The organism is Thioclava sp. F1Mire-8 (genome assembly GCF_002213165.1).
In the GTDB taxonomy this organism is placed as follows: domain Bacteria; phylum Pseudomonadota; class Alphaproteobacteria; order Rhodobacterales; family Rhodobacteraceae; genus Thioclava; species Thioclava nitratireducens.
In genome coordinates this window covers 343266-369032 of record NZ_NBNY01000001.1, presented here as the reverse complement: position 1 = coordinate 369032, position 25767 = coordinate 343266, and the positions used below count along the sequence as shown (strand labels likewise).

Annotated in this window: 34 protein-coding genes; 18 read left to right on the top strand and 16 right to left on the bottom strand. The window is 64.8% G+C overall.

Features of this window, described 5'->3' with window-relative positions:
* Nucleotides 1-27 precede the first annotated feature (27 nt).
* The 7 genes from B6V75_RS18560 to B6V75_RS01725 are packed head-to-tail and all read left to right on the top strand — an operon-like array spanning nt 28 to nt 5806.
* Nucleotides 28-195: a hypothetical protein gene (locus tag B6V75_RS18560; RefSeq protein WP_165756950.1), complete on the top strand. Its 168-nt coding sequence runs from the start codon at nt 28-30 to the stop codon at nt 193-195.
* 13 nt (nt 196-208) lie between these two features.
* Nucleotides 209-1390 (top strand): VWA domain-containing protein, encoded by a 1182-nt coding sequence (locus B6V75_RS01750; RefSeq protein ID WP_075774927.1) that lies wholly within the window; start codon nt 209-211, stop codon nt 1388-1390.
* Nucleotides 1387-1761, top strand: coding sequence for a hypothetical protein (locus B6V75_RS01745; RefSeq protein WP_088718539.1), 375 nt, complete (start codon nt 1387-1389; stop codon nt 1759-1761). The genes B6V75_RS01750 and B6V75_RS01745 overlap by 4 nt, the downstream gene beginning before the upstream one ends.
* Nucleotides 1758-2390, top strand: a complete 633-nt coding sequence (locus B6V75_RS01740; protein ID WP_075774929.1) for a DedA family protein — start codon at nt 1758-1760, stop codon at nt 2388-2390. The genes B6V75_RS01745 and B6V75_RS01740 overlap by 4 nt, the downstream gene beginning before the upstream one ends.
* Before the next feature lie 34 nt (nt 2391-2424).
* Entirely contained in the window at nt 2425-3117 is a 693-nt protein-coding gene (locus B6V75_RS01735) for a M48 family metallopeptidase (protein ID WP_088719358.1), read from the top strand.
* Nucleotides 3118-3173: 56 nt separating this feature from the next.
* Nucleotides 3174-4436 (top strand): hypothetical protein, encoded by a 1263-nt coding sequence (locus B6V75_RS01730; RefSeq protein WP_088718538.1) that lies wholly within the window; start codon nt 3174-3176, stop codon nt 4434-4436.
* The gene (locus tag B6V75_RS01725) at nt 4433-5806 is read left to right on the top strand and encodes a cytochrome P450 (RefSeq protein WP_088718537.1); all 1374 of its coding nucleotides are present in this window, start codon (nt 4433-4435) and stop codon (nt 5804-5806) included. Before B6V75_RS01730 ends, B6V75_RS01725 begins: the two co-directional genes overlap by 4 nt.
* A 10-nt stretch (nt 5807-5816) precedes the next feature.
* Here the strand turns inward: B6V75_RS01725 and B6V75_RS01720 are convergent, their stop codons facing one another.
* Both B6V75_RS01720 and B6V75_RS01715 read right to left on the bottom strand, forming a co-directional pair.
* Nucleotides 5817-6491, bottom strand: a complete 675-nt coding sequence (locus B6V75_RS01720; RefSeq protein WP_240496887.1) for an AAA family ATPase — start codon at nt 6489-6491, stop codon at nt 5817-5819.
* Entirely contained in the window at nt 6491-7108 is a 618-nt protein-coding gene (locus B6V75_RS01715) for a thiamine phosphate synthase (protein WP_088718536.1), read from the bottom strand. The genes B6V75_RS01720 and B6V75_RS01715 overlap by 1 nt, the downstream gene beginning before the upstream one ends.
* 100 nt (nt 7109-7208) lie before the next feature.
* Here B6V75_RS01715 and B6V75_RS01710 point away from each other — a divergent pair, with 100 nt between their 5' ends.
* The 7 genes from B6V75_RS01710 to B6V75_RS01680 all read left to right on the top strand — a co-directional run bounded on the left by B6V75_RS01710 (nt 7209) and on the right by B6V75_RS01680 (nt 12736).
* On the top strand, nt 7209-7964 hold the full coding sequence (locus tag B6V75_RS01710) for an RNA methyltransferase (protein WP_088718535.1): 756 nt from the start codon (nt 7209-7211) through the stop codon (nt 7962-7964).
* A 47-nt stretch (nt 7965-8011) separates the two neighbouring features.
* Nucleotides 8012-8713: a hypothetical protein gene (locus tag B6V75_RS01705; RefSeq protein WP_146735099.1), complete on the top strand. Its 702-nt coding sequence runs from the start codon at nt 8012-8014 to the stop codon at nt 8711-8713.
* A gap of 69 nt (nt 8714-8782) precedes the next feature.
* Nucleotides 8783-9832 (top strand): alanine racemase, encoded by a 1050-nt coding sequence (gene alr, locus B6V75_RS01700; RefSeq protein ID WP_088718533.1) that lies wholly within the window; start codon nt 8783-8785, stop codon nt 9830-9832.
* Entirely contained in the window at nt 9829-10620 is a 792-nt protein-coding gene (locus B6V75_RS01695) for an ABC transporter permease (protein WP_075774936.1), read from the top strand. The genes alr and B6V75_RS01695 overlap by 4 nt, the downstream gene beginning before the upstream one ends.
* Nucleotides 10617-11363, top strand: coding sequence for an ATP-binding cassette domain-containing protein (locus B6V75_RS01690; RefSeq protein ID WP_088718532.1), 747 nt, complete (start codon nt 10617-10619; stop codon nt 11361-11363). Before B6V75_RS01695 ends, B6V75_RS01690 begins: the two co-directional genes overlap by 4 nt.
* 125 nt (nt 11364-11488) lie before the next feature.
* Nucleotides 11489-12262 (top strand): DNA repair protein, encoded by a 774-nt coding sequence (locus B6V75_RS01685; RefSeq protein WP_233243040.1) that lies wholly within the window; start codon nt 11489-11491, stop codon nt 12260-12262.
* Nucleotides 12263-12298: 36 nt separating this feature from the next.
* Nucleotides 12299-12736: a paraquat-inducible protein A gene (locus B6V75_RS01680; RefSeq protein WP_088718531.1), complete on the top strand. Its 438-nt coding sequence runs from the start codon at nt 12299-12301 to the stop codon at nt 12734-12736.
* Nucleotides 12737-12769: 33 nt separating this feature from the next.
* Here the strand turns inward: B6V75_RS01680 and B6V75_RS01675 are convergent, their stop codons facing one another.
* Nucleotides 12770-12997, bottom strand: a complete 228-nt coding sequence (locus B6V75_RS01675; protein ID WP_075774940.1) for a DUF1150 family protein — start codon at nt 12995-12997, stop codon at nt 12770-12772.
* A gap of 23 nt (nt 12998-13020) precedes the next feature.
* Nucleotides 13021-13431, bottom strand: coding sequence for an Hsp20 family protein (locus B6V75_RS01670; RefSeq protein ID WP_088718530.1), 411 nt, complete (start codon nt 13429-13431; stop codon nt 13021-13023).
* Between the two features lie 232 nt (nt 13432-13663).
* Between B6V75_RS01670 and B6V75_RS01665 the strand changes: the two genes are divergently transcribed.
* The 3 genes from B6V75_RS01665 to B6V75_RS01655 all read left to right on the top strand — a co-directional run bounded on the left by B6V75_RS01665 (nt 13664) and on the right by B6V75_RS01655 (nt 15527).
* The gene (locus B6V75_RS01665; RefSeq protein WP_075774942.1) at nt 13664-13882 is read left to right on the top strand and encodes a DUF465 domain-containing protein; all 219 of its coding nucleotides are present in this window, start codon (nt 13664-13666) and stop codon (nt 13880-13882) included.
* Nucleotides 13883-13984: 102 nt separating this feature from the next.
* Nucleotides 13985-14470, top strand: a complete 486-nt coding sequence (gene purE, locus B6V75_RS01660) for a 5-(carboxyamino)imidazole ribonucleotide mutase (protein ID WP_088718529.1) — start codon at nt 13985-13987, stop codon at nt 14468-14470.
* A complete protein-coding gene (locus tag B6V75_RS01655) occupies nt 14463-15527 on the top strand; it encodes a 5-(carboxyamino)imidazole ribonucleotide synthase (RefSeq protein WP_088718528.1) in 1065 nt (354 codons plus the stop codon). Before purE ends, B6V75_RS01655 begins: the two co-directional genes overlap by 8 nt.
* Before the next feature lie 46 nt (nt 15528-15573).
* Here the strand turns inward: B6V75_RS01655 and B6V75_RS01650 are convergent, their stop codons facing one another.
* Both B6V75_RS01650 and B6V75_RS01645 read right to left on the bottom strand, forming a co-directional pair.
* Nucleotides 15574-16377 carry a VOC family protein gene (locus B6V75_RS01650; protein ID WP_088718527.1) on the bottom strand — a complete coding sequence of 268 codons (804 nt, stop codon included), beginning with the start codon at nt 16375-16377 and terminating at the stop codon, nt 15574-15576.
* Between the two features lie 12 nt (nt 16378-16389).
* A complete protein-coding gene (locus B6V75_RS01645; protein ID WP_088718526.1) occupies nt 16390-16794 on the bottom strand; it encodes a DoxX family protein in 405 nt (134 codons plus the stop codon).
* 127 nt (nt 16795-16921) lie between these two features.
* Here B6V75_RS01645 and B6V75_RS01640 point away from each other — a divergent pair, with 127 nt between their 5' ends.
* Complete coding sequence (locus tag B6V75_RS01640; RefSeq protein WP_088718525.1) at nt 16922-17815, top strand: LysR family transcriptional regulator; 894 nt, start codon at nt 16922-16924, stop codon at nt 17813-17815.
* Between the two features lie 4 nt (nt 17816-17819).
* Here B6V75_RS01640 and B6V75_RS01635 read toward each other — a convergent pair whose 3' ends face one another.
* From B6V75_RS01635 to B6V75_RS01590, 10 genes are all read right to left on the bottom strand, one after another.
* On the bottom strand, nt 17820-18377 hold the full coding sequence (locus B6V75_RS01635) for a hypothetical protein (protein ID WP_146735098.1): 558 nt from the start codon (nt 18375-18377) through the stop codon (nt 17820-17822).
* A 30-nt stretch (nt 18378-18407) separates the two neighbouring features.
* Nucleotides 18408-18920 (bottom strand): hypothetical protein, encoded by a 513-nt coding sequence (locus B6V75_RS01630; RefSeq protein ID WP_088718524.1) that lies wholly within the window; start codon nt 18918-18920, stop codon nt 18408-18410.
* A gap of 80 nt (nt 18921-19000) precedes the next feature.
* Nucleotides 19001-19510: a PepSY domain-containing protein gene (locus B6V75_RS01625; RefSeq protein ID WP_075774950.1), complete on the bottom strand. Its 510-nt coding sequence runs from the start codon at nt 19508-19510 to the stop codon at nt 19001-19003.
* 138 nt (nt 19511-19648) lie between these two features.
* Entirely contained in the window at nt 19649-20881 is a 1233-nt protein-coding gene (trpB, locus tag B6V75_RS01620) for a tryptophan synthase subunit beta (protein ID WP_088718523.1), read from the bottom strand.
* Nucleotides 20882-20986: 105 nt separating this feature from the next.
* Nucleotides 20987-21673: a phosphoribosylanthranilate isomerase gene (locus B6V75_RS01615; RefSeq protein WP_088718522.1), complete on the bottom strand. Its 687-nt coding sequence runs from the start codon at nt 21671-21673 to the stop codon at nt 20987-20989.
* A 1-nt stretch (nt 21674) separates the two neighbouring features.
* Entirely contained in the window at nt 21675-22031 is a 357-nt protein-coding gene (locus B6V75_RS01610) for a LapA family protein (RefSeq protein ID WP_233243041.1), read from the bottom strand.
* 6 nt (nt 22032-22037) lie between these two features.
* Nucleotides 22038-22325 carry an integration host factor subunit beta gene (gene ihfB / locus B6V75_RS01605; protein WP_075774953.1) on the bottom strand — a complete coding sequence of 96 codons (288 nt, stop codon included), beginning with the start codon at nt 22323-22325 and terminating at the stop codon, nt 22038-22040.
* Between the two features lie 302 nt (nt 22326-22627).
* Nucleotides 22628-24307 carry a 30S ribosomal protein S1 gene (gene rpsA / locus B6V75_RS01600; RefSeq protein WP_075774954.1) on the bottom strand — a complete coding sequence of 560 codons (1680 nt, stop codon included), beginning with the start codon at nt 24305-24307 and terminating at the stop codon, nt 22628-22630.
* A 197-nt stretch (nt 24308-24504) separates the two neighbouring features.
* Nucleotides 24505-25104, bottom strand: coding sequence for a glutathione peroxidase (locus B6V75_RS01595; protein WP_088718521.1), 600 nt, complete (start codon nt 25102-25104; stop codon nt 24505-24507).
* Nucleotides 25105-25200: 96 nt separating this feature from the next.
* Complete coding sequence (locus B6V75_RS01590; RefSeq protein WP_088718520.1) at nt 25201-25767, bottom strand: hypothetical protein; 567 nt, start codon at nt 25765-25767, stop codon at nt 25201-25203.

The window sequence follows — 25767 nt, the reverse complement described above, 5'->3', positions numbered from 1 at the left end:
CGGACCAAGACCGCAAGGGGGCGCAGCATGTATGTTCTGGCAGGGGTGGTGATCGGGCTGATCTGGGGCGACTGGAAGGCCCGCAAACGCGGCGGCAACAAGCTCGACCGGGCGCAATATGCCGCCGTTCACGCGATCGGGCTGGCGCTGGTGGGCCTCTTCGTCACCGTGATCATCAACCGCATCTGGGCATAATCGGAGGGCGGAGATGTTCCTGCCATTCTTCGATGCTCTGCGGCGCGGCGGTGTCCCCGTCTCTCTGCGCGAATATCTGAGCTTTCTCGAAGGGCTGGCCGCGGGGCTTTGCACCTACGACATCGACGGGTTCTACTATTTCGCCCGCGCCGCGATGGTGAAGGACGAACGCTTCCTCGACCGGTTCGACCGCGCGTTCTCCGAGGCCTTCTCGGGGCTGGAGACGATCACGCCGGACGATGTGCTCAACGCCGTCGATCTGCCCGAGGAATGGCTGCGCAAGCAGCTTGAGAAACACCTAACAGACGAAGAAAAAGCGCAGATCGAGGCGCTCGGCGGGTTCGACAACCTGATGGAAACGCTGAAAAAGCGGCTCGAGGAGCAGAAAGGCCGCCATCAGGGCGGCAGCAAATGGATCGGCACGGGGGGCACCTCGCCCTTCGGCGCTTATGGCTACAATCCGGAAGGCGTCCGCATCGGCCAGAAGGAAAGCCGTCACCAGCGCGCCGTGAAGGTCTGGGACAAGCGCGAGTTCCGCGATTTCGACGACACCGTGGAACTGGGCACCCGCAACATCAAGGTGGCGCTGAAACGCCTGCGCCAATGGGCGCGCCACGGCGCGAACGAGGAACTCGACCTGCCCGGCACGATCCGCGCCTCGGCCGAAGCCGGCTACATCGACGTCAAGACCCGGCCCGAGCGGCATAACGCGGTGAAGGTCGTGCTGTTTCTCGATGTGGGCGGCTCGATGGACGCCCATGTGCAGCTGGTAGAGGAACTGTTCTCCGCCGCCAAATCCGAGTTCAAGCATCTCGAGCACTGGTATTTCCACAATTGCCTCTACGAAGGCGTCTGGAAATCGAACAAGCGCCGCTGGAACGAGGCGACGCCGACCTGGGACGTGCTCCATCGCTACGGGCCCGATTACAAATGCATCTTCGTGGGCGACGCCTCGATGTCGCCCTATGAGATCACCCATCGCGGCGGCGCAAACGAGCATTGGAACGACGAAGCGGGCCATGTCTGGCTGACCCGCGCGCGCGAGCAATGGCCCGATCACACATGGCTCAACCCGATCCCGGAACGCGGCTGGGGTTATACGCCGTCGATCGAGATCATCCGCGAGATCTTCGAGAACCGAATGCATCCGCTGACCCTCGAAGGGATCACCGCGGCGATGAAAGAACTCGGATGAACCGGCTGCGCTACCTCTGGGGGCATCACAAGATCGCCTCGCTGGGCTTTATCCTCGCGGTCGCGCTGTCGCTGTTCTTCGGCGCAAGGTTCGTCTCGCGCGCGATCTACTGGTCGGACCCCTCCCATCTGCATCAAAGCCCAGAGGAATGGATGACGCCGGGCTATATCGCGCGTAGCTGGCATCTGAAGATCGAGGAAGTCGACGCGATCCTCGGCATCGAGGACGGCCACGCGCTGGTCGGCGACGGACGCCCGACGCTGGAACGTATCGCGAAGGCCAAGGGCGAGCCGCTGCAGGACCTGATGCGCAAACTGTCTCTCGGCCTGCCGAAGACGATCGCCGACAAAGAAGCGCGACCGCCGCAATGAGTTTCTCCGACCTTTCAGACTGGCTGCTCGCGCAGGTGCCGCTCTACGGGCCTTGGCTGTTAGGTCTGACGACCTTCCTGAGCTGCCTCGCGATCCCGGTCCCCTCCTCGCTGATGATGATCGCGAGCGGAGCCTTCGTGGCCTCGGGCGATCTGGACCTCGCGACGGTCGCGGGCGCAGCCTTCACCGGCGCGATCCTCGGCGATCAGCTGGGCTTTCAGCTCGGCCGCCGGGCCGAGCGGTTCCTGCCGCAGCCCGGCACCAGACGCGGCGCCCTGGTGGACAAGGCGATGGCCGCCCTGCGCAGGCGCGGCGCGGTCACGGTGTTCTTCACCCGCTGGATGTTCTCCGCGCTCGGACCTTGGGTGAACCTCGCAGCCGGCGCCTCGGGCTTCGCGCATCGGCGTTTCACGCTGGCCGATCTGGCGGGCGAAGCGGTCTGGGTCACCGCCTATGTGGGCCTCGGCATCACTTTCGGGGCCAATCTGGACGCGGCCGCCGAACTTGCGGGCAACGCGCTGGGGCTGTTGGGCGCGGGTGCGGCCGCCTTCGCCTTCGGCTGGTGGCTCTGGCACGCGGCCAAGCGCGCGCCCAAAGCCCCCCATCCGACGCCTGATCACGACGCTTGATCACGGGCCCGCGAGCCGCCATATCCATCCCATGTTGTTCCGCCTTCTCCCGATCCTGCTGCTGGTCCTCTACGGCTTCGCCATGTGGCATTTCTCGACCTGGCAACTCAAACGCCAGCTGAACGGGAATTCGCGCCGGTTGCGCGACAGCAAGCTGGAGCCCTATCTCGACCGGCTCGCCGCCGCGCTCGAAGTCTCGGAAATCCCCGTCCATGTCTACCAGATCGAACCGGTCAACGGGCTCGCCGCCCCCGATGGCCGCGTCTTCATCACCGAAGGCTTCATGCGCAAATATCGCAACCGCGAAGTCTCGGCGGAGGAGCTGACCTCGGTGATCGCGCATGAGTTGGGCCATGTCGCCTTGGGCCATTCGCGCCGCCGCATGATCGACTTCTCGGGTCAGAACGCCCTGCGCGCCGTGCTGATGACAGTGCTTGGCCGCTTCATCCCCTTCATCGGTCCGTGGATCGCCAATCTGATCACCGCCGCACTCGCCGCCCGCCTCAGCCAGCGCGACGAGTTCGAGGCCGATGAATTCGCCTCCGCACTGATGATCAAGGCTGGCTTCGGCACCGCGCCGCAGGTCTCGCTTTTCCGCAAGCTCGATGCGCTGACCAAGAACGCGGGCCAGACCACGCCCGCCTGGTTGCTCACCCACCCCAAGACTGAAAGGCGCATCGCCGCGATCGAGGCGAACCAGTTGCGCTGGTCACGCGCAGAGCGCTGATTTTCCTTACTTTCGCCGCGCAGGGCCGCTAATCTGCCCGCGAGGAAGGGCAGCGAATGACAAGCGGGTCTAAAGGGCGGGTGCACAGGCGCCGGGTGTTCTACATTCCGGGCTACGACCCGATTCACCCCCGCCGCTACCGCGAGCTTTACCGCAAGGAAGGCGCAGACCAGGCCCGCATCTCGGGCTATGAGATCGCGCTGGCGCCCAAGCGCGCAGGCGGCCCCTATGGCTGGCACGTCACCTCCACCCAGGACGGCGCAGAGGTCGAGGCCGATGTCGAAGTGCTCGTCTGGTCCGATATCGTGCGCTCATCGATGGGCAAATCGATCCCCGCGACCTACGCGCAACTGATCCGCACCGCATGGGCCTATATCGCCTCCGGCGCGCTGTTCCGGCTGATGAGGCTGCGCAAAGGCCCGGTGATCGCCGCGCTCTACCCGATCGTGGCACTGATCGTGCAGGCGCTGATCGGGTTCGGCCTTGGCTGGGCTACGGCAGCACTCGCATTGACGCGCCTTCCCGGCTTCCCGCTCGACTGGCTCGCAGGCCTCATTCTCGGCGCCGCGATCCTCGCTCTCACCCTGCGCTGGTTCCGAGGCAAAGACGGCAAGCTCTTCGCCTATTACCTGATGCATGACTACGCCTTCACCGCACGCTGGGGCGGCGCGAACCCGCCAGAGCTGGAAGCGCGCATGGCCGAGTTCGCCGCCCGCATCGAAGACGCCATGCGAGAGGACTGGGATGAAGTCCTGATCGTCGGCCATTCCTCGGGCGCCCATCTCGCCGTCTCGATCCTCGCCGACCTGATCCGCGAGAACCGCCTCCCCAGTTCGGGCTTGTCGAAATATCCCGGGGGTCCGGGGGCAGCGCCCCCGGCGCTCGCCTTCCTCTCGCTCGGTCAGGTCATCCCGATGGTCAGCTACCTCCCCCGCGCCACCCGCCTGCGCGCAGATCTGCAGTTCCTCGCCACGCGGCCCGAGCTGTTCTGGCTCGACGTCACCGCGCCGGGCGATGGCTGCGCCTTCGCGCTCTGCGATCCGGTTGCGGTCTCGGGCGTGGCCCCGGAGGGCCAGATCCACCCGCTGGTGATCTCCGCCGCCTTCACCCAGACTCTCAGCCCTGCACGTTGGAAAGACCTCCGATGGCGCTTCTTCCGGCTGCATTTCCAGTACCTCTGCGCCTTCGACCGGCCCGGAGATTACGACTATTTCCGCCTGACCGCCGGACCGCTGACCCTGGCCGAACGCTTCCACGGTCGTCCGCCATCGAAAAGCCGGATCACGACGCCCGCGAACCGGTTCTCGAGCGTCACATGAGCCGGCCCTCCCGCCTACCCCCAAAACCGACCCCGCGCCCGGATCGCGTCTCGCTCTGGCGCTATTTCCGGCTGTTCAAATCTGACATCCTCTCCGCCCAGCCCGCGCGTCTCTATCGCGCGTGGATGGCAGAGTTCCGCACGCCATTCTTCCGCTCCTACATGTGCAACGACCCCGATCTGGTCGATCTGGTGCTCAGCAAACGCCCGATGGATTTCCCGAAATCCGACCGAGTGCGCGAGGGGCTGAAACCGCTTCTCCGCGAGAGCGTCTTCATCACCAATGGCGAACAATGGCAGCGCCAGCGCCGGATCATCGACCCGGCCTTCGAGGGCGGCAAACTGCGCGAGACATTCCCGGCGATGTGGGCAGCGGGCGAGGCTTGCGTCGAACGGCTGAAGATGAAGACCGGAACCGAACCGATTGATATTGAAACGGAAACCTCCCACGTCGCGGCCGATATCATCTTTCGCACCCTATTCTCGATCCCGATCGAGGATGAGACCGCCAGCGCCGTCTTCGCAGCCTTCAAGCGCCATCAGCGCGCCTCTCCGGTGGTCAATCTTGGCGCGCTGCTGCCGCTGCCGCGCTGGTTTCCGCGCTTTCATGCGCGCGAGACGAAGCGCACGGCCGCCCATATCCGCGCGCTGATCAAGCGGCTGACGACAGAGCGCGCCGCCCGGATCGCCACCGGCACCGCGCCCGACGATCTGGCGACCAAGATCATGACCACCGCCGATCCCGAAACCGGCGAGACCTTCGACACCGCCGAGATGGTCGATCAGGTCGCGATCTTCTTTCTTGCGGGCCACGAGACTTCGGCTTCGGCGCTGGCATGGGCGCTCTATCTGCTGGCGACGCATCCGGAATGGCAGGACCGAGTGGCCGAAGAGGCAACGAATGCACTGGCGGAAAGTCACAACTTTTCCGTGCTTTCCAAGCTGAAGTTGAACCGCGCCACATTCCGTGAGGCGATGCGGCTTTACCCGCCGGTGCCGATGTTCGTGCGCGAGGCGACCTGCCCGGAAACCTTCCGCAAGCGCGGCGTCAAACCGGGCAGTCAGGTGGTCATCTCACCGTGGCACCTGCATCGCCACGAACGGCTATGGGACAATCCCGACGGGTTCGACCCGAGCCGCTGGGAGACCGAGAACGGCAAGTCCTGCCAGCGCCGCGCCTATATCCCGTTCTCCTCGGGTGCGCGGGTCTGCCCCGGTGCAGGCTTCGCGATGGCGGAGGGGCCGCTTCTGCTCGCGATGCTGCTGCGGGCGTTTCGGTTCGAGGCTGTCGAGGACCGCGAACCGGTCCCTGTCGCGCATCTGACGGTGCGCGGCAAGGACGGGATTTATCTCAGGATTTCCATGCGTTGAGACGCGAAGCTCAGTCCCGCACGACGAGATCGGCGGCGCGGCTCTCGCGCGTGATGGTGCGGCCATTGGGCAAGTCGTTTTCCTCGACACGGCGGCGCGTTTCGGCCAGATCGCAGCCCTGATCGCGCCAGCGTTGAGTCAGCCGCTCGCGCAGCACCTCTTCAGGCAGATCGATGCGGATCGTAAGATCGAAGAGCGGATAGAGATCGCTCCAACCGGGCCGCGTCAGCAGCAGGTAATTGCCCTCGACGATCAGGTATTTCGCCGAGCCCGGCACGTTTGCACCGCCCGGAACGGTGGCGTCCAGATCGCGGTCGAAGGTCGGCACCGCCTCGTCCTGACGGCTCGATTTCAGCCGTGCAAGAAGTTGCGAAAACCCCTCCGTATCAAATGTTTCCGGTGCGCCCTTCACGTTACGCAGGCCGCGTGCGTCGAGCCAGTCATTGTCGCGGTGAAACCCGTCCATCGCGACAATCGCCGATTGCTCTCCGAGCGCCTCGGCGAGTTCATGCGCGAGATGCGACTTGCCCGCACCGGGGCCGCCGACCAGCCCGATCAGCAGCCGCTCGCCCGGAAGCTGGCGGATATGCGCGGCCAGATCGGCGCGCGGCACCTGCAGCTCGCTCTCCATGAAGGCCCCGTAATCGCCCATCGGGCCGTCGCTATCGCCGAGCCAATCCGGCATCACGACATCGCCTTGATGAACCGTCCCAAAGCTGCGGCCGGGTCGTCTTCGCGCCAGACCTCGTCGCCGAAAGCGAACCAGTCGGTGACGGGGGCGAATTTCGTGACCAATTCCTCGGTCAGCGCGCCTTCGGCCACCACCGGGACTTCGATCACTTCCGACCACCAGGCGAACAGCTCGTGCTCGGCGGGTTCGGCCGTCCCCAGATTGGTCTCGCCGATCGGGCCGAAACAGACATAGTCGGCCCCCGCCTCGCCCGCGTTCATCCCCTCATGGCGGGAATTGCCGCAGAAACTGCCGACGATCGCGTCGTCGCCCAGCTCCTTGCGGCCATAGCGGATCTGCTTCGCGCCATCGATGAAATGCACCCCGTCGAGCCCGTGGCGTTCAACGAGGGCGACATGGGATTCGATGACCAGCGCCACGTCGCGGGCATGGGCCACTTCGCGCATCGCGTCGGCGATCCGACCGATCTCGTATTCGTCGCGGCTGGCGAGCGACAGGCGGATGCAGGCGATCTCATGCGCATCGAGCACCGAGGCCAGTTTCGGCGCGAATTCCTCGGCGTCGAAAGCGGGCGGCGTGATCAGGTAAATCTGCGGGAGGTCTTCGGCCATGGGCAGGCTCCTTTGCGGGTCTTGGGCGCCTATTAACGCAAGCGGCGCGGCCTTGCCAGTGCCAGCTTGCGCGACTAGGAGAGGCGCGAAAGGACCGCCCATGCCCCATACGCCTGAAATCCCCGATCCCGCCCAGCCCGCCTTCATCCTCGTGCGTCCGCAGATGGGCGAGAATATCGGGGCGGCGGCGCGCGCGATGCTGAACTTCTCGCTGCGCAAGATGCGGCTGGTGGAACCGCGCGACGGCTGGCCCAACCCGAAAGCGGTGGCGATGGCCTCGGGGGCGGCGGGGCAGGTGCTCGATTTCGCGGGCGTCTATGACAGCGTGGCGGACGCGGTGGCCGATTGCGATTACGTCTTTGCCACCACCGCGCGGGGCCGTGAGTTGCCCAAACCCATCTACACGCCCGAGGCGGCGATGGACGAGGCGCGCAAACGCATCGTCGCAGGCCAGAAGGTCGGCGTGCTTTTCGGGCCCGAACGCACGGGGCTGGAGAATGACGACATCCTGCGTGCCAATGCGATCATCACGGTCCCGGTGAACCCGGAGTTCTTCTCGCTCAACCTCGCGCAGGCGGTGCTGCTGTCGGCCTATGAGTATTCGCGCCACACATTGGAGTCCGTTCCGATCGATCCGGGGCTTGCGGGCCATGATCCTGCAAGCGCGGTTGAGGTCGAGAAGCTGGGCGATCACTTCGAGCAGCGGCTCGAGGAGGCGGGCTTCTTCCACCCGCCCGCGAAGGCCCCGATGATGAAGCGCAACCTGCGCAACATGTGGACGCGCTTCGCGATGACGCGCTCGGAGGTGCAGACACTGCACGGCGCGCTGCGACAAATCCTCCGCGGGCGCGACTGACGCTTGGTGAAAACCGTGGCTTGCGCCATCTTGGCGGTATGTGGCGAGTGATCCGGGTCTCTCTATTGGCGCTTCTGGCGGGCGGGCTTCTGGGCCTGATCGCTCTCTTGTGGTTCTATCCGGTACTGGCGGCGGGGCTATGCCCGCGCTGCTTCGGGCTGGACCGGGCCGCGCCGGGCATTTTCGTCGAGCATGAGATGAGCCGCGCAGAGCGCCGCGATCTGGTCGAGACGGTCGATGCGGCACGCGACACCGTCGCCCAATTTTATCCCACGCGCGAAGCCCATACCCGCATTCTCGCCTGCACGAGCGACGCCTGCGACCGCCGCCTTGGTGGGCGGGGTGCGGCGGCAGTGACCTATTCGCTCGGGGCCTGGGCGGTGGTGCGCGTGGCCCCGCGCGGGCTGACCGAGACGATCCTCGCGCATGAGCTGACCCATACAGAGACCCATGCCCGGCTGGGGGTGCTGGGTCAGGTACGCGGACGCATGCCTGCGTGGTTCGACGAGGGGTTAGCGGTGCTGGTCTCGAACGATCCGCGCTATCTCGGGCCAGGCTCGGGCATCGGGCGCTGTCAGGCGCTGCCGCGCGCCGATCTGCCCAGCTCGCCCTTCGACTGGGCACCGCAGGCCGGGCGCAACAACCGACTTTATGCCGAAGCCGTCTGCGCCGTGCTGATCTGGGAGACGCATCAGGGCGGGCCGGAGGCCATCCTTGCGCGGCTGGACGACGGGCGCAGCTTTCCCTGAAACGCAGCCATGCGCGAGGCGTGCGCGGATTGCGCTTGACCTGAGGGCGTGTGCGCAGAAAAAGGGGCCATGGCACAGGCACATCTTCATATCGACCTCGACGCAGTGGTCAGCAATTGGCGCGCGCTCGACGCGCAATCGGGTGAGGCGACGCGCACGGCGGCGGTCGTGAAAGCCGACAGCTACGGCTTGGGCGCAGAGCGTATCGCCCCGGCGCTTTACCGGGCGGGTGCGCGGGACTTCTTCGTCGCGCTGGCCGAGGAAGGCGCGAAGCTGCGTCCGCATCTGGGCGAAGACGCGCGGATCTTCGTTCTTGGCGGTCATATGGCGGGCGATGCGGGTTTCCTGCGCGACGCGCGGCTGATCCCGATGCTGAACTCCGGCGAACAGGCGCAGCGGCATCTGCAGGCGATCCCCGAGAGCCCTGTGGGCGTACAGCTCGACACCGGGATGAACCGGCTCGGGATGGAGGCTGCCGACTGGCAGGCCGCCGCCCCGCAGCTGATGGAGCGCGGGATCGAATTGGTGATGAGCCATCTCGCCTGTTCCGACGAGCCCAACCACGAGATGAACGCCAAGCAGCTGGCCGAATTCAAACGCATGACCGACGGGATGGGGTTGAAACGCTCGCTTTCGGCGACGGGCGGCATCCTCTTGGGCCCGGACTATCATTTCGACGTGACGCGCCCCGGCATCGGCCTTTACGGCGGGCGCCCCTTCGAAGAGGCGCGCCACGTCGTGACCCTCTCGCTGCCGGTGATCCAGACCCGGATCGTCGAGCCTGGCGAAACCGTGGGCTACGGCAACACCTGGACCGCCGAGCGCGAGACGAAGATCGCGACGCTCTCGGCGGGCTATGCCGACGGAATTCACCGCGTGCTGTCGAACATCACGAACCTTTACGCGGGCGACACGCCCTGCCCGCTGCGGGGCCGCGTCTCGATGGACCTGCTGACGGTGGATGTGACCGATCTCGATACGGTGCCCGAGACGCTAGATCTGCTCGGGCCGCATCAGGGTGTCGACACGCTGGCGGATCTCGCGGGCACGATCGGCTACGAGATCCTGACCTCGCTCGGTCCCCGCTATGCCCGCCGCTACGCGGAGCCCGCCGCATGACCGCAACGGCGCTCAGCCGGCCGCTGGCCACGCTCGGGCGGGCCACGCTCGCGCTTCTGGCGGAGACGGGGCGGCTGTCGCGCTTCGTGGGCGAGACGCTGAGCCACCTGCTCCGCCCGCCCTTCTACCTGCGCGAATTCTGGCTCGCTTGTCTCAATATCGGCTGGCTGTCGCTGCCGGTCGTGGGGATGACCGCCCTGTTCACCGGCGCGGCGCTGGCGCTGCAGATCTACGCGGGCGGCGCGCGCTTCTCGGCAGAGCAGGTCGTGCCCTCGATCACCGCGATCGGAATGGTGCGTGAACTTGGCCCCGTCCTGGGCGGCTTGATGGTCGCGGCGCGTGTGGCCTCATCCATCGCGGCCGAAATCGGCACGATGAAAGTGACCGAGCAGATCGACGCGCTCACCACGCTCTCGACCAACCCGATGAAATATCTCACCGTGCCGCGCGTGCTGGCCGCGACGCTTTGCGTGCCGATGCTGGTCGGCGTGGGCGACGTGATCGGGATCATGGGCGGCTGGGTCGTCGGCGTGAACCGTCTCGGCTTCAACTCCGCCACCTACCTCAAGAATACGTGGGATTTCCTCGAGTTCTGGGACGTGGGATCGGGCCTCGTGAAGGGCGCGGCCTTCGGCTTCATCGTGGCGACGATGGGCTGCTATCACGGGATGAATTCGGGCCGCGGCGCGCAGGGCGTGGGCCGGGCGACGAAATCGGCGGTGGTCGCCGCCTCGGTCGCGATCCTCGCCGCGAATTACGTGCTGACGGAGGCGTTCTTCTCGGCATGATCACGCTTGAGGCCATAACCAAGAGCTTCGGATCGAACCACGTCCTGCGCGGCGTCGATCTGGTGGTGCCGACGGGGCAATCGACGGTCATCATCGGTGGCTCGGGCACCGGCAAATCGGTACTGCTGAAGTGTATCCTCGGGCTGGTCAAACCCGATAGCGGGTCGATCACGCTCGACGGGGTCGATGTCCGCACCGGGGAGCGCGACGCCTTCCTCGCCCGCTTCGGGATGCTGTTTCAGGGCGGCGCGCTGTTCGACAGCTTTTCCGTCTGGGAGAACGTCGCTTTCCGCCTGCTGCGCGGCGCGCTGAAGCGCCCCAAGGCGGAAGCGCGCGAGATCGCGGTGGAGAAGCTGCGCCGGGTGGGCCTATCGCCGGATGTGGCGGACCTATATCCGGCGGAACTGTCGGGCGGGATGCAGAAACGCGTCGGCCTTGCCCGCGCGATCGCCGCAGAGCCCGAGGTCATCTTCTTCGACGAACCCACCACCGGGCTCGACCCGATCATGGCGGGTGTCATCAACGAGCTGATCCGCGAGATCGTCACCGAGATGGGCGCGACCGCGATGACGATCACCCATGACATGACCTCGGTCCGCGCGATTGCCGACCGCGTTGCAATGCTCCACGCGGGCAAAATTCGATGGGAAGGTCCGATCTCGGAAATGGACGCGACTTCAGACCCTTACGTCCAGCAGTTCATCCACGGACGTGCGGACGGACCGATCGAAACGCTTCGCTGACATACAGGCTGCGGAACCAAGCGAATTTCCGCGCATTCTCCCCAAGTGCTTGATCCGCCAACGAGACTCAAACTCGGACCGGTTCCGGCCAACATCTTCAACAAGGGGACCGGGGGGGTCAGACAATGCAAACCGAACACGTTGGGAGCGCCAATCTAGACCGTATCAACGCGGCGATTGGCCAAGCACTTACCGTCACCGTCGCAATCACCGCACTCGCCGCGATCGGCGCGGTCGCTGCGGCGTCGCTCGGCCTGATGCCGTGGCTCAGTCTCGAGGCGCAATTCGGCGACACTGTCCTGCCTGATTTCGGCGCCTGGCTACAGGTTGGCGCAGCGCTTCTGGCGCTGATCCTGTTGCTCTATCTGCCCTCCTGCTCGCGCGTGTCGAAGCTCGAAGGCAGTCATCGGCGGTTCCACGTCGACATGGATGACGTGACCCGCGCCTATCGCAGCGCGCATGATGCGGACCGCGCAGGCGTTTTTGCGCTGTCGGGCGAGTTCGACGCCATGCGCGAACGCATCAGCTATCTGCGCCAACATCCCGACCTGGGAGGGCTCGAGCCGGAACTGCTGGAACTGGCCGCACAGATGAGCCTGCAATCGCGCGACCTCGCGAAGGTCTATTCCGAGGAAAAGGTCAAACGCGCCCGCGCCTTCCTCGAACAGCGCCAACAGGAGGCGGAGACGCTGAGCGATCAGATCGCGGTCGCCCGTGGAACCTGCACGCAGCTTCGCGAATGGCTGACCGATGTCGAGACCGAGGAGCGCGAGGTGAACGCCGAGTTTCGTCTGCTGGAGCGCGACCTGCGTGACATCCTGCCGCTGCTGGGCTACGAAATCGAAGACGGCCCGCAGCCCAACGTGGTGCCGATCGCGAAGAAAGAATCCAAGTCGTAACGGGGCCGAAGCGTCCCTCGGGAAGAGCGCCGGTCGATGCTGAAATTCGCCAATCTGGCGCTCTTGCTGCTCTTTCCCCTCGCATGGGCCGCGCCGCTTCTGCGCGCGGGGCTCTTGCCCTTCTTCGGGCTGGAGGAAATCTCGGTGCTCAGCGGGCTGCAGACGCTGTGGCGGACGGATGTGTTTCTCGCCCTGCTCGTCAGTTTTCTGGCCCTGTTTGCCCCCTATCTGAAGGTGATCGGCGTCGCGCTGATCCAGTTCGATCTGGCCTCGCCGCGCCTGCTGCCGACGCTGAACGTCTTGGGCAAACTGGCGATGGCCGACATCTTCCTGATCGCGATCTATATCGTCGTGGCGAAAGGCGTGGGCGTCGGGCGCCTCGAGACGGCTTGGGGGCTGTACCTGTTTACCGGATGCGTCGCGGCCTCTTTCGCGATCTCGCATCTGGAAATGAAAAAGGCGCCGCGAGGGTGATCCCCCGGGCGCCTTTCGCGTCCGTTCAACCGATCAATGGACCGAGACCGGGTCCAGATCGTTCTGCCGGGCCAGCGAGAAGGCCAGCTTGCGGTCCTTCACCAGCGCGAGCCGTTCGCCATCGCTGTCATGGACGGCATAGAGGTGATCGACATCGTCCAGTTCGGCCCGGATTTCCTCGGGCAGATCGACGACCGCCACTTCGCGGACATAGACGATGGGATGTTCGGCCTTATCGCCGAAATCGTATTCCGTATTCATTGCGCTTTTCCTTTCCTGCCTGATTATTTCCGCTCGATCGGGATGGTCTGCACGATCGTCTCGGGCGGCGCCCTGTTCAGATCGACATGCAGTAGACCGTTCTCGATCGTGGCGGCTGCGACCTCGACCCCTTCGGCGAGCACGAAGCTGCGCTGAAAGGCCCGTGCGGCGATCCCGCGATGAAGGAACAGGCGGTCGCCCTCCTCCTCGCTTTGACGGCCGCGGATCACCAAAGCCCGGTCTTCGAGCGTGATCGTGAGGTCTTCCTCTCGGAAGCCTGCCACTGCGAGCGTGATGCGGAACGCATCCTCGCCGCGTTGTTCTATGTTATACGGCGGATAGGCATCCGATCCCTTGGCGGTGCGTTCCACCAGCCGTTCCAGCTGGTCGAAGCCCAGCAGGTAGGGATGTGCGCCAAAACTCAGTTTCGTCATTCGGCAAGCCCTTGATCAAGCGACGTTGCAAGTTCGGGCCCCGATCTTCGGCAGCCCACTAGTCAAATATGGGCGGCGTGGAAGCCCCCTGCAAGACCCCGCCGTCCATTTACGCTAAGGGCAAATTTTCTCCTAAGTCGTTCGAAACCTGTTATATTGACCCTCCCCCCTGACGGGCCCAGCCGAGTCGGGCGGAGGGTAAATCGCGCAACCAGAACCGGATGATACGGATATGAACGCCCATCTCGAGATGGATCATGAAGAAGTGCTGCGGGTGAAGCTGGAAGTGCTGCGGCGTGAACACCGCGATCTGGACGAGGCGATCTCCGCCCTCACGCAGGCGGTGCATTCCGATCAGCTGCGCCTCGTGCGACTGAAAAAGCAGAAGCTTGCCCTGAAAGACGAGATCGCGCGGATCGAAGACCAGCTCACGCCCGACATCATCGCCTGATCCCCGAATTGATCCCGATCCGATCGGCGCTGCAGCCCTGCCGGGGCTTGCCGCGACGGCACAGATTCCTATAGTGCGCGCTCCATCTGAAAAGGGGGCGTCATGAGCGTGAAAGTGGGAATCATCATGGGCAGTCAGTCCGACTGGACCACGATGAAAGAGGCGGCGGAAATCCTCGACGAACTCGGTGTGGAATACGAGGCGAAGATCGTCTCGGCCCATCGCACCCCCGACAGGCTCTGGTCCTACGGCAAGACCGCCGTGGAGCGTGGTCTGCACGTCATCATCGCAGGCGCGGGCGGTGCCGCGCACCTGCCTGGCATGATGGCCTCGAAAACCCGCGTGCCGGTGATCGGCGTGCCGGTGCAGACCCGGGCGCTCTCGGGCGTCGACAGCCTCTATTCCATCGTGCAGATGCCCAAGGGCTTCCCCGTCGCGACGATGGCGATCGGCGCGGCGGGTGCCGCCAATGCGGGCCTGATGGCCGCTGCCATCCTTGCGGTGTCGGACGAGGATCTGGCGAAGCGGCTCGATGGCTGGCGCGAGAAGCTCTCGGCCTCGATCAAGGAGGAGCCGGAAGATGAGTGAGCCCCTGCCCTATGGATCGGTGATCGGCATCCTGGGCGGCGGTCAGCTGGGACGGATGCTCTCGGTCGCGGCCTCGCGTCTGGGCTACAAGACCCACATCTTCGAGCCGGGCGCGAACCCGCCCGCAGGCGACGTGGCCCATGCGGTGACGACTGCGCCCTATGAGGACGAGGCCGCGCTGCGCGCTTTCGCCCAAGCCGTGGACGTCATCACCTACGAGTTCGAGAATGTCCCGACTTCGGCGCTCGATCTGCTGGAAAGCCTCAAACCGATCCGCCCCAACCGCAAGGCGCTCGCCGTCAGCCAGGACCGTCTGGTTGAGAAAGCCTTCCTCAACGACCTGGGCCTCGCCACAGCACCTTTCGCCGCCGTGGACGATATCGAGGACCTCAAGGAAGCGATCGCCGAGATCGGCTGCCCCGCGATCCTGAAGACACGCCGCTTCGGCTATGACGGCAAGGGACAGGTGGTGATCAACGCGCCCGAAGAGGCTGCCGCCGCGCTGGAGGACATGAAGGGCGCGCCTGCGATCCTCGAAGGCTTCGTGGAGTTCTTCAAGGAAATCTCCGTGATCGGCGCGCGCGCCGAGGATGGCGCGATCTCCTGCTACGATCCGGGCCAGAACAAGCATGAGGGCGGCATCCTGCGCACCACGCTGGTGCCCGCCGCGATCACTGACAGCCAGCGCACCGATGCGGTACTGCTGGCGGCGAAGATCCTCAACAAGCTCGATTATGTCGGCGTGATGGGGGTCGAGCTGTTCGTCACCCGCGACGCGCTGATCGTGAACGAGATCGCCCCGCGCGTGCATAATTCCGGCCACTGGACGCAGGCGGGCTGCGCGGTCGACCAGTTCGAGCAACATATCCGGGCCGTGACCGGCTGGCCGCTCGGCGATGGCGGGCGCCATTGCGACGTCGAGATGGAGAACCTGATCGGCGACGACATGGACCGCGTGCCGCGGCTGGCGAAGCTCGCGCGGTATCAGATCCATCTCTATGGCAAGGCCGAGGTGAAGCCGGGCCGCAAGATGGGCCATGTGAACCACATCCTGTAAGTGAAAAAGGCGCCCATCGCGGGCGCCTTTCTCTTATATCGCACGATCACTTCGCAGACCATGTGAAGCGCGTGCCCCACGGGTCTGCCACGCTGTCGCCATAGGCCTCGCGGAAGGCGGCGAGCGGCTCGGCATCGGCCTTCAGCCCCACCTCGGCCAGACCGGTCACGGGCTGGTGACGTTCCTTGGCGCCGCGGCTGTTCCAGATATTCGTGGCGAGGTGGTGGTGATAGCCGCCCCAGCCGTGGAAATTCGCTCCCGGATAGCGGGCCATCACATCCGCACCGAGCGTCTCGGCATAGAACGGCTCCGCCGGATCGAGCGCACCGACCTGTAGGTGAACGTGCCCGATCACCGAACCCTTCGGCGCGCCGCGCCACGGGCCGCGGGCCTGCGCCATCACGTCAGCCAGATCGAGCGGGTCGGTCACCATCGCGATCATCCCGTCCTTGCGCGGCCAGTCTTCGCGGGCACGGTCACGGTAGATCTCGATCCCGTTGCCTTCGGGGTCGTGCAGATAGACCGCCTCGCTCACGAGGTGATCGGACGCCCCGTCGAGCCGGATGCCTTGCTCGGCGGCGTGGTTCAGCCACGCGCCCAGATCGGCGCGGTCGGGCAGCAGAAAGGCGGTGTGAAACAGTCCCGCCTCTGCCCGGCTCGATTTGCGCGCCTCCGGGTCGGCTTTCAGGATCACGAGCACCTTGCCATCGACGCCGTAACGCGCCTCGGCAGTGTCGCCCCCGATCTGCTCCAGCCCGAGCACGCTCTCGTAGAACGCGCCCACCGCCGGGAGGTCACGGACCACGAGGGTCACATGGCCGATTTCGACATTTGCATCACTGGTCGCCATCGTCTCCTCCTGTCATTTCCGGCTCAAAGGGCGCAGCGCATAGGCGCCGTCACCCAGAGCAGCGAGCGTGAATTGCACGATGGCCCACATCACCGGATATTCCCAGCCGCCGCCTTGGTTCGAGAATCCGAAGCCGTTGCCCCAGTGCGCCGTGAAGGCCGCGCCGAGCAGGATGAACCCGAGCCCGAAAGAGACGATCCGAGCATAGATGCCGGTGAGCAAGGCGATACCGCCGAGGATTTCCGCCGCCATCGTCACGATGCCGAGCCAGCCGGGCAAACCCAGCGATTCAAAGAAACCCATCGTGCCGGCCGGAGTAAAAACGAAAAGCTTCGTCAGGCCGTGGGTGAGAAACAGCGCCCCGGTCAGAAGGCGCAAAACGAGGACGCCGTAGGGGGCGAGTTTGGTGTCGATCATGGTCTATCTCCTGCAACCGCACTCTGTGCGCGGTGTGTTCGCGTTACAGCGAGGAAATTAGTCGTTCCGTTAGTGAATAAAATGGATATTATCTGGAATTACTTTTACCATTTTGTTCTGAATAGCGATGGATATCACCGAACAGCTCCGCGCCTTCGTCGCGACCGCCCGCGCCGGCTCTTTCACCGCGGGGGCGGAGCAATTGGGCATCTCCAATCGGCTCGCCTCGAAATATGTGGCCGAGCTGGAGGACCGCCTTGGCACGCGCCTTCTGCAGCGCACGACGCGGCGGATCGGGCTGACCCCTGCGGGCGAACGGCTGCTGGCCGATGCGCCGGGCGTGCTCGACGGGCTCGACGATCTCTTGGGCGCGGTGTCCGAACAGTCGCGGGGCTTTTCCGGCGTGCTGCGGATCTCCGCGCCGGTCACTTTCGGGGAGGTCTATCTGGCCGAGATGCTCGCGCGCTTCGCCGCACCGCACCCCGATCTGGTGATCGATCTGACGCTCTCGGATGCACCGACAGATCTGGCCGCCGAGGGGATCGACCTCGCTTTCCGGATCGGGCAGCTGCGCGATCAGGCTCTGCGGGCGCGCAAGCTGGGCGAGATCGGGATGCGCGTCGTGGCCTCTCCGGCCTATCTCGAACGGGTGGGCCGTCCTGCGAAGATCGCCGATCTGACCGATTACCGCTGCATCCATGACAGCAATCACAGCGCGATCCCGCATTGGCGGCATCGTGAGAGCGGCGAGATAACCACCCTGCCCGTTCCCGCGCAAATCCGCGTCAACAGCGCCCGCGCGGCCTGCGAGCTGGCGCTGGCGGGCCACGGCATCGCCTATGGGCCGGACTTCGTGCTGGGCCCTGAAATCGCAGCGGGGCGGCTGGTCTCGCTCTTTCCGGAGGAGATGCTGCTGCGCATCCCGATTCACGCGGTCTATCTCGACGGGCCGCGGCTGCCGCGCAAGCTGCGCTCGTTGATCGAGTTCGCCTACGAGGATACGCGCCCCTTCCGGACCTGAGCGCTCAGCCCTTGACCGTCGCCGTCACGCCGCGCGTGGCCGCCTTTTCGGACCGCTGTGCGCCTTGGGCGCGCTGGTCCATCATGTCCTCGACGAAGAGGCTCAGAAGCGCGCCGCGCCCGTTCACCCCGGCTTTGCGGTAGATTGCCGCGCTCTGCGCCTTGGCGGTGCCCTCGGAGGTCCCGCGAAGGGCCGCGATTTCCGCCGTGCTGAGCCCCTTGATCGCGAACAGCGCGACGTCGCGCTCTGCCGCCGTGAGGCCCCAATCCGAGAAGCGTTCTTCCAGAAGGTCTTCGAAGGCCGAGGTCGCCCGGTCCAGGCGCGCCTGCGCCCGCGCCCCCTCGCGTAGTGCCCCCGCCAGAGCGAACGCCCCGAGCGCGAGGCCCAGAACGAGGCCGAGCGCGGCGCCGATTTCGAGGAATTCGCGGTTCTGCCAACTGATCGGCGCCGGGTAGAGACCGAAGATCGACAGCAGGATGTCGGAGATGAAGAACAGCGCGCAGACAGCCTGAAAGAGCAGGATCGCCCCCACAAGCACCGCCCGGCGCAGCCGCGACGTCATAGCGCCGCTCCCGTCGACCGCTGCGGGGCGTCAATCATCCGCACTGTCTCCGCCGCTATCGCTGCTATCGCTGCTATCGCTGCCCCCGCCATCGTCGCTGCCGCTGTCGTGGCTTCCGCCATCGTCGCTGCCGGCGCTGGACCCGCTGTCGGATCCGCTATCCGAGTCGCTGCCGCCATCGTCCGACCCGTCGTCGGAGCCGTCTCGTCCGGATGTGGCGCCCTGTCCGGCATAGGAGCTCGATCCGTTCCCGCCCAATGGCGTGTCGTTCAGGATCGGCCTGCGGCTGGAGCGTGACAGATCGCGCAGGATCTCGCCGCTGCGCGGATCGAGGACGATCTCGCGCTCGACGCCTGCCCGGGTGCCAGTGATGCGCACGCGGCCCAACAGGGTCCGCTGTACGTCGATGCCATGATAGCCGTAATCTTCGAGCTGTCGGGTGACCGCCTCGCTGGCGCTCTCGGCACGGGCGAGGCCGGGCGCGAAAGGCACGCTCAACGCGCCGATCAAAGCGGCTATCGCCAAGTCTCTGCGCAATCTCATCGGCTCCTCCTCCCGCGCGGATACGCGGCTCTTGCGGGGATTATGCCCGGCGCAGGGAGCGCCGGGCAAGTCCGTTCGGATCAATCGTCGTTGCTGTCATGCGAGCCGCCGTCATCCGACCCGCTGTCATGCGAGCCGCCGTCGTCGGAACCGCTGTCATCCGAGCCGCCATCGTCCGAGCCGTGGTCGTCCGAACCGTGATCGGAATCCGACATGGTGTGATCGCCGTCGCTGCTGTCATCCATGCCCTGATCGTCGCTACCGTTATGGTCGTCTTCGCTGCCGTCGTAGAAATCTTCCGATTGCTGACGGACGCTGACGCCCTGCGTCATGTCCTCGCCCGCGCGCGTCCGGTAGGTTTCCTGTTTCTGGATCTTGCCGGTCTCGCGGTCATAGACCACTTCGATCTTGGTGCCGTCGGGGTTGTAGCCCTCGGCCTTGACCTGGGTCGGGCCGACCTTGATCTCGATGCTGGTGAAGCCATTGGCCTGAAGATCGGCGGCGATGCCGTCCGTGGACACTTCAGCCTGCGCCATATGCGCTGAGACCGCGAATGCCGCGAGTACGGCGAGGGTAGATTTCATCTTCATCGTCTCTCTCCTCCGATGGGAATTGCGCCGCGGGCTGCGACGTCGGGGGAGAGGGTCGGCGGACAGGGCCCGCCGGTCCATTGACAATTGGGTTATGTCAGCACATTCGGCCTGCCGTTGCAGGACATAAACCTGAGTTTATGCCTGCATATCGAAGCCGAGATGCTTCGCGACGGCGAAAATGTCCTTATCGCCGCGCCCGCACATGTTCATCACGATGATATGGTCCTTGGGCAGATCGGGAGCGATCTTCATCACATGGGCCAGCGCGTGCGAGGGCTCGAGCGCGGGGATGATCCCTTCGAGACGGCAGGAGAACTGGAACGCCTCCAGCGCCTCCTTGTCGGTGATGTTCACGTATTCGGCGCGCCCGGTGTCATGCAGCCAGCTATGCTCCGGCCCGATTCCCGGATAGTCGAGCCCGGCCGAGATCGAATGCCCTTCGAGGATCTGCCCGTCCTCGTCCTGCAGCAGGTAGGTCCGGTTGCCATGCAACACGCCCGGACGCCCGCCGGTGAGCGAGGCGCAATGCTCCATCTTCTCGTCGACGCCGTGACCGCCGGCTTCGACGCCGATGATGCGCACGGACTTGTCGTCGAGGAACGGGTAGAACAGGCCCATCGCGTTCGAGCCACCGCCGATCGCCGCGATCACGGTGTCGGGCAGACGGCCCTCGCCTTCCTGCTCTTCAAGCTGCCAGCGCACTTCCTTGCCGATGATCGACTGGAAATCGCGGACCATCGCCGGATAGGGGTGCGGACCGGCCACCGTGCCGATGCAGTAGAACGTGTCACGCACATTGGTCACCCAGTCGCGCAGCGCATCGTTCATCGCGTCTTTCAGCGTGCCGCGGCCCGATTTGACGGGCACGACCTCGGCGCCCAGCAGGCGCATCCGGAAGACGTTGGGCGCCTGACGCTCGACATCGGTCGCCCCCATATAAACCACGCATTTGAGGCCGAATTTCGCGCAGACCGTCGCGGTCGCCACGCCATGCTGGCCCGCGCCGGTCTCGGCGATGATCCGGGTTTTGCCCATGCGCCGTGCCAGCAGGATCTGCCCCAGCACGTTGTTGATCTTATGCGCGCCGGTGTGATTCAGCTCGTCGCGCTTGAGATAGACCTTCGCGCCGCCCAGCTCTTCGGTGATGCGGGGCGCGAAATACAGCGGCGACGGACGGCCGACATAGTGCTTCCACAGATCGTCCATTTCGGCCCAGAAATCGGGATCGGTCTTGGCCTTCTCGTATTCCTCTTCGAGCGCGAGGATCAGCGGCATCAGCGTCTCGGACACGAAGCGGCCACCGAAAATGCCGAACCGCCCATTCTCGTCGGGCACATTCATGAAGGAATTGATCAGATCGTCAGCCATGGCTCACCTCGCGCTTTTCGTGACGACGGGTCTAGCGTCAAAGCGGGGCAAGATAAATCCCTGCCCCGGCCTCAGACCAAAAATACTCGATTGCGCCGGGCCCGGCTACGCCCCGTCGGCCCCCTGACGCGCGGCGCGCACGAAGGCGCGGATTTTCTCGGGGTCTTTCACGCCCGGCGCGCTTTCCACGCCGGAAGAGACATCGACCTGCCGCGCGCCGGTCAGCAGGATCGCTTCGGCCACGTTTTCGGGCGTCAGCCCTCCGGCCAGCATCCACGGTTTTTCCCATTTGCGCCCGGCGATCAGCCGCCAGTCGAAGGAAAGCCCGTTACCGCCCGGAAGCTCCGCCTCTTTCGGCGGCTTTGCGTCGAGCAGGATCTGGTCAGCCACCGCCTCATAGTCCGCGATCTTCGGCAGATCGGCCGCATCCGCGACACCTACCGCCTTCATTACGGGCAGACCGAACTTGGCGCGGATCTCGGATACCCGCTCCGGCGTCTCGGAGCCGTGAAGCTGGATCATGTCAAGCGGCACGGCGTCCGTGATCTCGGTGAGAAGCTCGTCGCTCGGGTTCACAACCAGGCCAACCTTTGCGATGCCGGGTTCCACCTCCTGCGCCAACTCGCGCGCCTCGGCGATCTCCAGATGACGCGGGGATTTCGGGAAGAAAACGAAGCCGACATAGCGCGCACCCGCCTCGACGGCGGCGGCGATATCCTCGGCCTTGCGCAGCCCGCAGATCTTGACCCGGGCGAGACCCTGCGCGTTGCGGTCTATGGCGACGGTCGGCATCTCAGCGCGAGGGCTGGTCGAGCAGCGCCAGCACGTCGTCCTTCGGGCCGGTCTTGTCGTGGCGCAGGGTCTGAACCTCCGCCTCGAGCTTGCGGGCCTTGCGGTGCGACTGGCGGGCATCGCGGCGCAGACGCGCCTCGCGCGCCCATTCCCAGACGAAACCGATCAGCAGGCCGATCAGAACGCCCGCGAGGATCACGAGGAACAGCGGCACCTGAACAGCCCAGTCCCAGCCAAGGAAGCTGCCCGCCTCGAGCGGCAGCACCCGCAGCGTGACGATTTGACGATTGGCCAGCGCCAGTCCGATCAGGACCACGGCGAGCAGGCCGAGAAACAGCAGCCGAAGCGCTCGAATCATTAGCTCTTATTCCTCTTTCCCGTTCAGCCGGTCGCGCAGCAGCTTACCGGTCTTGAAGAAGGGTACATGTTTTTCCTCGACCTCAACCGCTTCGCCGGTGCGCGGGTTCCGACCGGTGCGCGCGTCGCGCTTCTTGACGGAAAAAGCCCCGAAGCCGCGCAGCTCGACGCGGTCGCCCGAGGCGAGCGCCTCGGTGATCTCGTCGAAGATCGTATTCACGATCTTCTCGACATCCCGCTGGTAAAGATGCGGATTCTCCTCGGCAATCTTCGTGATCAACTCAGAGCGGATCATCTTGTTGTCTCCCCCACGGGCTTGGCCGGGTGAGTTCCCGGCTCTCACATGCGTCAGAGTGCAATTATAGGACCAATCGGGTCAGCGCGGAACAGCAAAGACCCGGAAAATCCACGTAAAATCGAGCCCCTAGCGGTCTGCCGCCGATAGAACCGCCTTCGCAATCGCAGAAAATTGGCCGATCGCCCGCCCACGCGTCACCCTGTGCGCGAATCGCTGTTGCACATCGCCAAGCCTTTGCAGGAACGAAAAAGGCCCCGCCAAACGGCGGGGCCCCCGGTTGGACCGAGCGGTCCGATCTCTTACTTGTCGCCCTTGAGCGCGGCGCCCAGGATGTCGCCCAGCGACGCACCCGAGTCCGACGAGCCGTACTGTTCCACGGCTTCTTTCTCTTCAGCGATCTCGCGCGCCTTGATCGACACACCCAGCTTGCGGGTCTTGGAGTCGACGTTGGTCACGCGGACATCGACGTGATCGCCAACCTGGAAGCGCTCGGGGCGCTGGTCGGCGCGATCGCGGGCGAGGTCCGAACGGCGGATGAACGACTTCATGCCGTTGTATTCCACCTCGACGCCACCGTCTTCGATCGCGGTCACGGTCACGGTCACGATCGAACCACGCTTCACGCCGTCAACGGCATCCGAGAACGTGTCGGCGTCGAGCGCCTTGATCGAGAGCGAGATACGCTCCTTGTCGGTGTCCACTTCGGTGACAGCGGCCTTGACCATGTCGCCTTTGCGGTAGTCCTGGATCGCATCCTCGCCACGCTGTTCCCAGCTGAGGTCCGAGAGGTGAACCATACCGTCGATGTCGTTCTCGAGGCCAACGAACAGACCGAACTCGGTGATGTTCTTGACTTCGCCTTCGATGACGGTGCCGACCGGGTGGGTCTCTGCGAAGACTTCCCACGGGTTGCGCATGGTCTGCTTGAGACCCAGCGAGACGCGGCGCTTCGCGGTGTCGATCTCGAGGACCATGACGTCGACTTCCTGGCTCGTCGAAACGATCTTGCCGGGGTGGACGTTCTTCTTGGTCCAGGACATCTCGGACACGTGCACGAGACCTTCGACACCCGGCTCCAGCTCGACGAACGCGCCGTAGTCGGTGATGTTGGTCACGCGGCCGGTATGCACCGAACCCAGAGCGTACTTCGATTCCACCGAGTCCCACGGATCCGACTGCAGCTGCTTCATGCCGAGCGAGATGCGGTGGGTTTCCTTGTTGATCTTGACGACCTGGACCTTGACGGTCTCGCCGATCGACAGGATCTCGGACGGGTGGTTCACGCGGCGCCATGCCATGTCGGTGACGTGCAGCAGACCGTCGACGCCGCCCAGATCAACGAACGCACCGTATTCGGTAATGTTCTTGACCACACCATCGACGACCTGACCTTCGGAGAGGTTGGCGATGACTTCGGCGCGCTGTTCGGCGCGGCTCTCTTCGAGGATCGCACGACGCGAGACAACGATGTTGCCACGACGACGGTCCATCTTGAGGATTTGGAACGGCTGCTTGAGACCCATGAGCGGGCCAGCGTCGCGCACCGGGCGCACGTCAACTTGCGAGCCGGGCAGGAACGCGACGGCGCCGCCCAGATCGACGGTGAAGCCGCCTTTGACGCGACCGAAGATGGCGCCTTCGACGCGCTCTTCCTTGGCGTAAGCTGCTTCGAGACGATCCCATGCCTCTTCGCGGCGGGCTTTCTCACGCGAGATCACGGCTTCGCCGCGGGCGTTCTCGACGCGGTCGAGATACACTTCGACTTCGTCGCCGACTTCGATCTGCGGAGCCTCGCCGGGATTGGCGAATTCTTTCAGTTCGACGCGGCCTTCCATTTTGTAGCCGACATCGATGATGGCCTGGCCCGCCTCGATGGCGATGACCTTGCCTTTAACAACCGAACCTTCGTTCGGGGTGTCGATTTCGAGGCTCTCGTTCAGAAGGGCTTCGAATTCGTCCATGGTTGCATTTTGCGACATGCGTTCAGATTTTCCTTTTCATCTTCGGTTTTCTGGCCTTGCGGTTGGCTCCGCCGGTCTTTCGTTGGAATGTCCGTGCTGCAATAGCGCACAGGCCGGGTGAGTCCCGACCTGCCTCAGACCGCGCCGATATAGGCGCGATCAACCATTATCGCAAGCATTTATTGCGTCCTGAGCAGGCCGTGGCGCCCTCTCGCTCAACCGTGGCTCGCACTGGCGAGAGCGGCCTTGACGTCGCCCAGCATCCACGACGAAAGCGGGGCCGCGCTGGCGGGATAGGTCGCGATCACCGATCCGTCGCGGCCTAGCAGCACCTTGTTGAAGTTCCAGCTCGGCTCGAACCCCTCGGTGTCATGCATGTAGCGGTAGAACGGATGCGCCTGCGGCCCCTTCACCTTGGCCAGCTGCGCCATCGGCAACTCGGCCCCGAAGGTCAACGCGCAATAGCGCTTGGCCTCCTGCGCGGTGGAGAGTTCCTGATGGAAATCGTTCGACGGCACGGTCAGAACGACCAGCCCGTCGCGTCCGTAGGTCTCGGACAGTTTCTGCAACTCGGTGAACTGGGGCGCGAAGCCGCATTTGGATGCGGTGTTGACCACGAGCACGACCTTGCCACGAAAATCGGAGAGCGACACTTTTCCGCCTTCGACCAGATCGAAGGACAGATCGCCGGGCACCGGCGTCGCGGAGTGCGCCTTGACCTGGAGCGGTTCGGGAAGCGGACTGTCGGCCCGCGCCGGAGCGGTCAGGGACGCGGCGCCAAGACAGATGCAGGCCAAAGCCAGGGGCAAGCGCATCGGACCTTCCTCATGTAGTTTCCACGTACCGCTAACGCAGCGAGGCGGGAAAAGGTTCACCATTTCGTGATTATATATTTCGGATGTTTCTTTTCCTCAATCGCAAATGCGATCGACGCGGCGATATTTCGGCACCGGGAATTCCGGTATTTCCATGGGATCACGGGGCTTTACGCCAGGGCGCACCGCTTCCGGTGCGGTGGTCACGCTGTCGAAATCGAGCGCGAGACGCTGGCAGATTCCGAGGCTTTTCTGCGCTATCGCCCCCAGATCGCTCAGATCGACCAGATGCCCGCCCTTTCGCGCGAAGCCCGTGACGCCGAAATCGAGCGGCGGATCGAGGCGCAAGCGCTCGGTGTCGGGACCGAAGAGCGTCGCACCGCCTTTCCAATCCCCGGCAGGTCCAAGCGCCACCTGCAGCTCGAACCGGCCCGGCGGCACCAACAGGCGAAAGAACTCCCCACCCTGCGCATAGGCGCCCATCACGTCCTGCCCGGTCGTGGCATCGCGCAGCACGATGTAGAGATCGCGATCCGGGGCGGATTTGATCTGCAACGGCATGGTGCGCGGCAGGTCCGTCTCGCTCCATAACAGGCCCTGCGGGCGCTCCTCGGCGATCGCCTGAGAGGCAAGAACCAGCAAGAGGAGCCCCCAGCGCAGCAT

Coding starts and splice junctions, on each gene's coding strand:
- B6V75_RS18560 (WP_165756950.1), top strand. CDS start 28: ATGTATGTTCTGGCAGGGGTGGTGATCGGGCTGATCTGGGGCGACTGG.
- B6V75_RS01750 (WP_075774927.1), top strand. CDS start 209: ATGTTCCTGCCATTCTTCGATGCTCTGCGGCGCGGCGGTGTCCCCGTC.
- B6V75_RS01745 (WP_088718539.1), top strand. CDS start 1,387: ATGAACCGGCTGCGCTACCTCTGGGGGCATCACAAGATCGCCTCGCTG.
- B6V75_RS01740 (WP_075774929.1), top strand. CDS start 1,758: ATGAGTTTCTCCGACCTTTCAGACTGGCTGCTCGCGCAGGTGCCGCTC.
- B6V75_RS01730 (WP_088718538.1), top strand. CDS start 3,174: ATGACAAGCGGGTCTAAAGGGCGGGTGCACAGGCGCCGGGTGTTCTAC.
- B6V75_RS01725 (WP_088718537.1), top strand. CDS start 4,433: ATGAGCCGGCCCTCCCGCCTACCCCCAAAACCGACCCCGCGCCCGGAT.
- B6V75_RS01720 (WP_240496887.1), bottom strand. CDS start 6,491: ATGCCGGATTGGCTCGGCGATAGCGACGGCCCGATGGGCGATTACGGG.
- B6V75_RS01715 (WP_088718536.1), bottom strand. CDS start 7,108: ATGGCCGAAGACCTCCCGCAGATTTACCTGATCACGCCGCCCGCTTTC.
- B6V75_RS01710 (WP_088718535.1), top strand. CDS start 7,209: ATGCCCCATACGCCTGAAATCCCCGATCCCGCCCAGCCCGCCTTCATC.
- alr (WP_088718533.1), top strand. CDS start 8,783: ATGGCACAGGCACATCTTCATATCGACCTCGACGCAGTGGTCAGCAAT.
- B6V75_RS01695 (WP_075774936.1), top strand. CDS start 9,829: ATGACCGCAACGGCGCTCAGCCGGCCGCTGGCCACGCTCGGGCGGGCC.
- B6V75_RS01690 (WP_088718532.1), top strand. CDS start 10,617: ATGATCACGCTTGAGGCCATAACCAAGAGCTTCGGATCGAACCACGTC.
- B6V75_RS01685 (WP_233243040.1), top strand. CDS start 11,489: ATGCAAACCGAACACGTTGGGAGCGCCAATCTAGACCGTATCAACGCG.
- B6V75_RS01680 (WP_088718531.1), top strand. CDS start 12,299: ATGCTGAAATTCGCCAATCTGGCGCTCTTGCTGCTCTTTCCCCTCGCA.
- B6V75_RS01675 (WP_075774940.1), bottom strand. CDS start 12,997: ATGAATACGGAATACGATTTCGGCGATAAGGCCGAACATCCCATCGTC.
- B6V75_RS01670 (WP_088718530.1), bottom strand. CDS start 13,431: ATGACGAAACTGAGTTTTGGCGCACATCCCTACCTGCTGGGCTTCGAC.
- B6V75_RS01665 (WP_075774942.1), top strand. CDS start 13,664: ATGAACGCCCATCTCGAGATGGATCATGAAGAAGTGCTGCGGGTGAAG.
- purE (WP_088718529.1), top strand. CDS start 13,985: ATGAGCGTGAAAGTGGGAATCATCATGGGCAGTCAGTCCGACTGGACC.
- B6V75_RS01655 (WP_088718528.1), top strand. CDS start 14,463: ATGAGTGAGCCCCTGCCCTATGGATCGGTGATCGGCATCCTGGGCGGC.
- B6V75_RS01650 (WP_088718527.1), bottom strand. CDS start 16,377: ATGGCGACCAGTGATGCAAATGTCGAAATCGGCCATGTGACCCTCGTG.
- B6V75_RS01645 (WP_088718526.1), bottom strand. CDS start 16,794: ATGATCGACACCAAACTCGCCCCCTACGGCGTCCTCGTTTTGCGCCTT.
- B6V75_RS01640 (WP_088718525.1), top strand. CDS start 16,922: ATGGATATCACCGAACAGCTCCGCGCCTTCGTCGCGACCGCCCGCGCC.
- B6V75_RS01635 (WP_146735098.1), bottom strand. CDS start 18,377: ATGACGTCGCGGCTGCGCCGGGCGGTGCTTGTGGGGGCGATCCTGCTC.
- B6V75_RS01630 (WP_088718524.1), bottom strand. CDS start 18,920: ATGAGATTGCGCAGAGACTTGGCGATAGCCGCTTTGATCGGCGCGTTG.
- B6V75_RS01625 (WP_075774950.1), bottom strand. CDS start 19,510: ATGAAGATGAAATCTACCCTCGCCGTACTCGCGGCATTCGCGGTCTCA.
- trpB (WP_088718523.1), bottom strand. CDS start 20,881: ATGGCTGACGATCTGATCAATTCCTTCATGAATGTGCCCGACGAGAAT.
- B6V75_RS01615 (WP_088718522.1), bottom strand. CDS start 21,673: ATGCCGACCGTCGCCATAGACCGCAACGCGCAGGGTCTCGCCCGGGTC.
- B6V75_RS01610 (WP_233243041.1), bottom strand. CDS start 22,031: ATGATTCGAGCGCTTCGGCTGCTGTTTCTCGGCCTGCTCGCCGTGGTC.
- ihfB (WP_075774953.1), bottom strand. CDS start 22,325: ATGATCCGCTCTGAGTTGATCACGAAGATTGCCGAGGAGAATCCGCAT.
- rpsA (WP_075774954.1), bottom strand. CDS start 24,307: ATGTCGCAAAATGCAACCATGGACGAATTCGAAGCCCTTCTGAACGAG.
- B6V75_RS01595 (WP_088718521.1), bottom strand. CDS start 25,104: ATGCGCTTGCCCCTGGCTTTGGCCTGCATCTGTCTTGGCGCCGCGTCC.
- B6V75_RS01590 (WP_088718520.1), bottom strand. CDS start 25,767: ATGCTGCGCTGGGGGCTCCTCTTGCTGGTTCTTGCCTCTCAGGCGATC.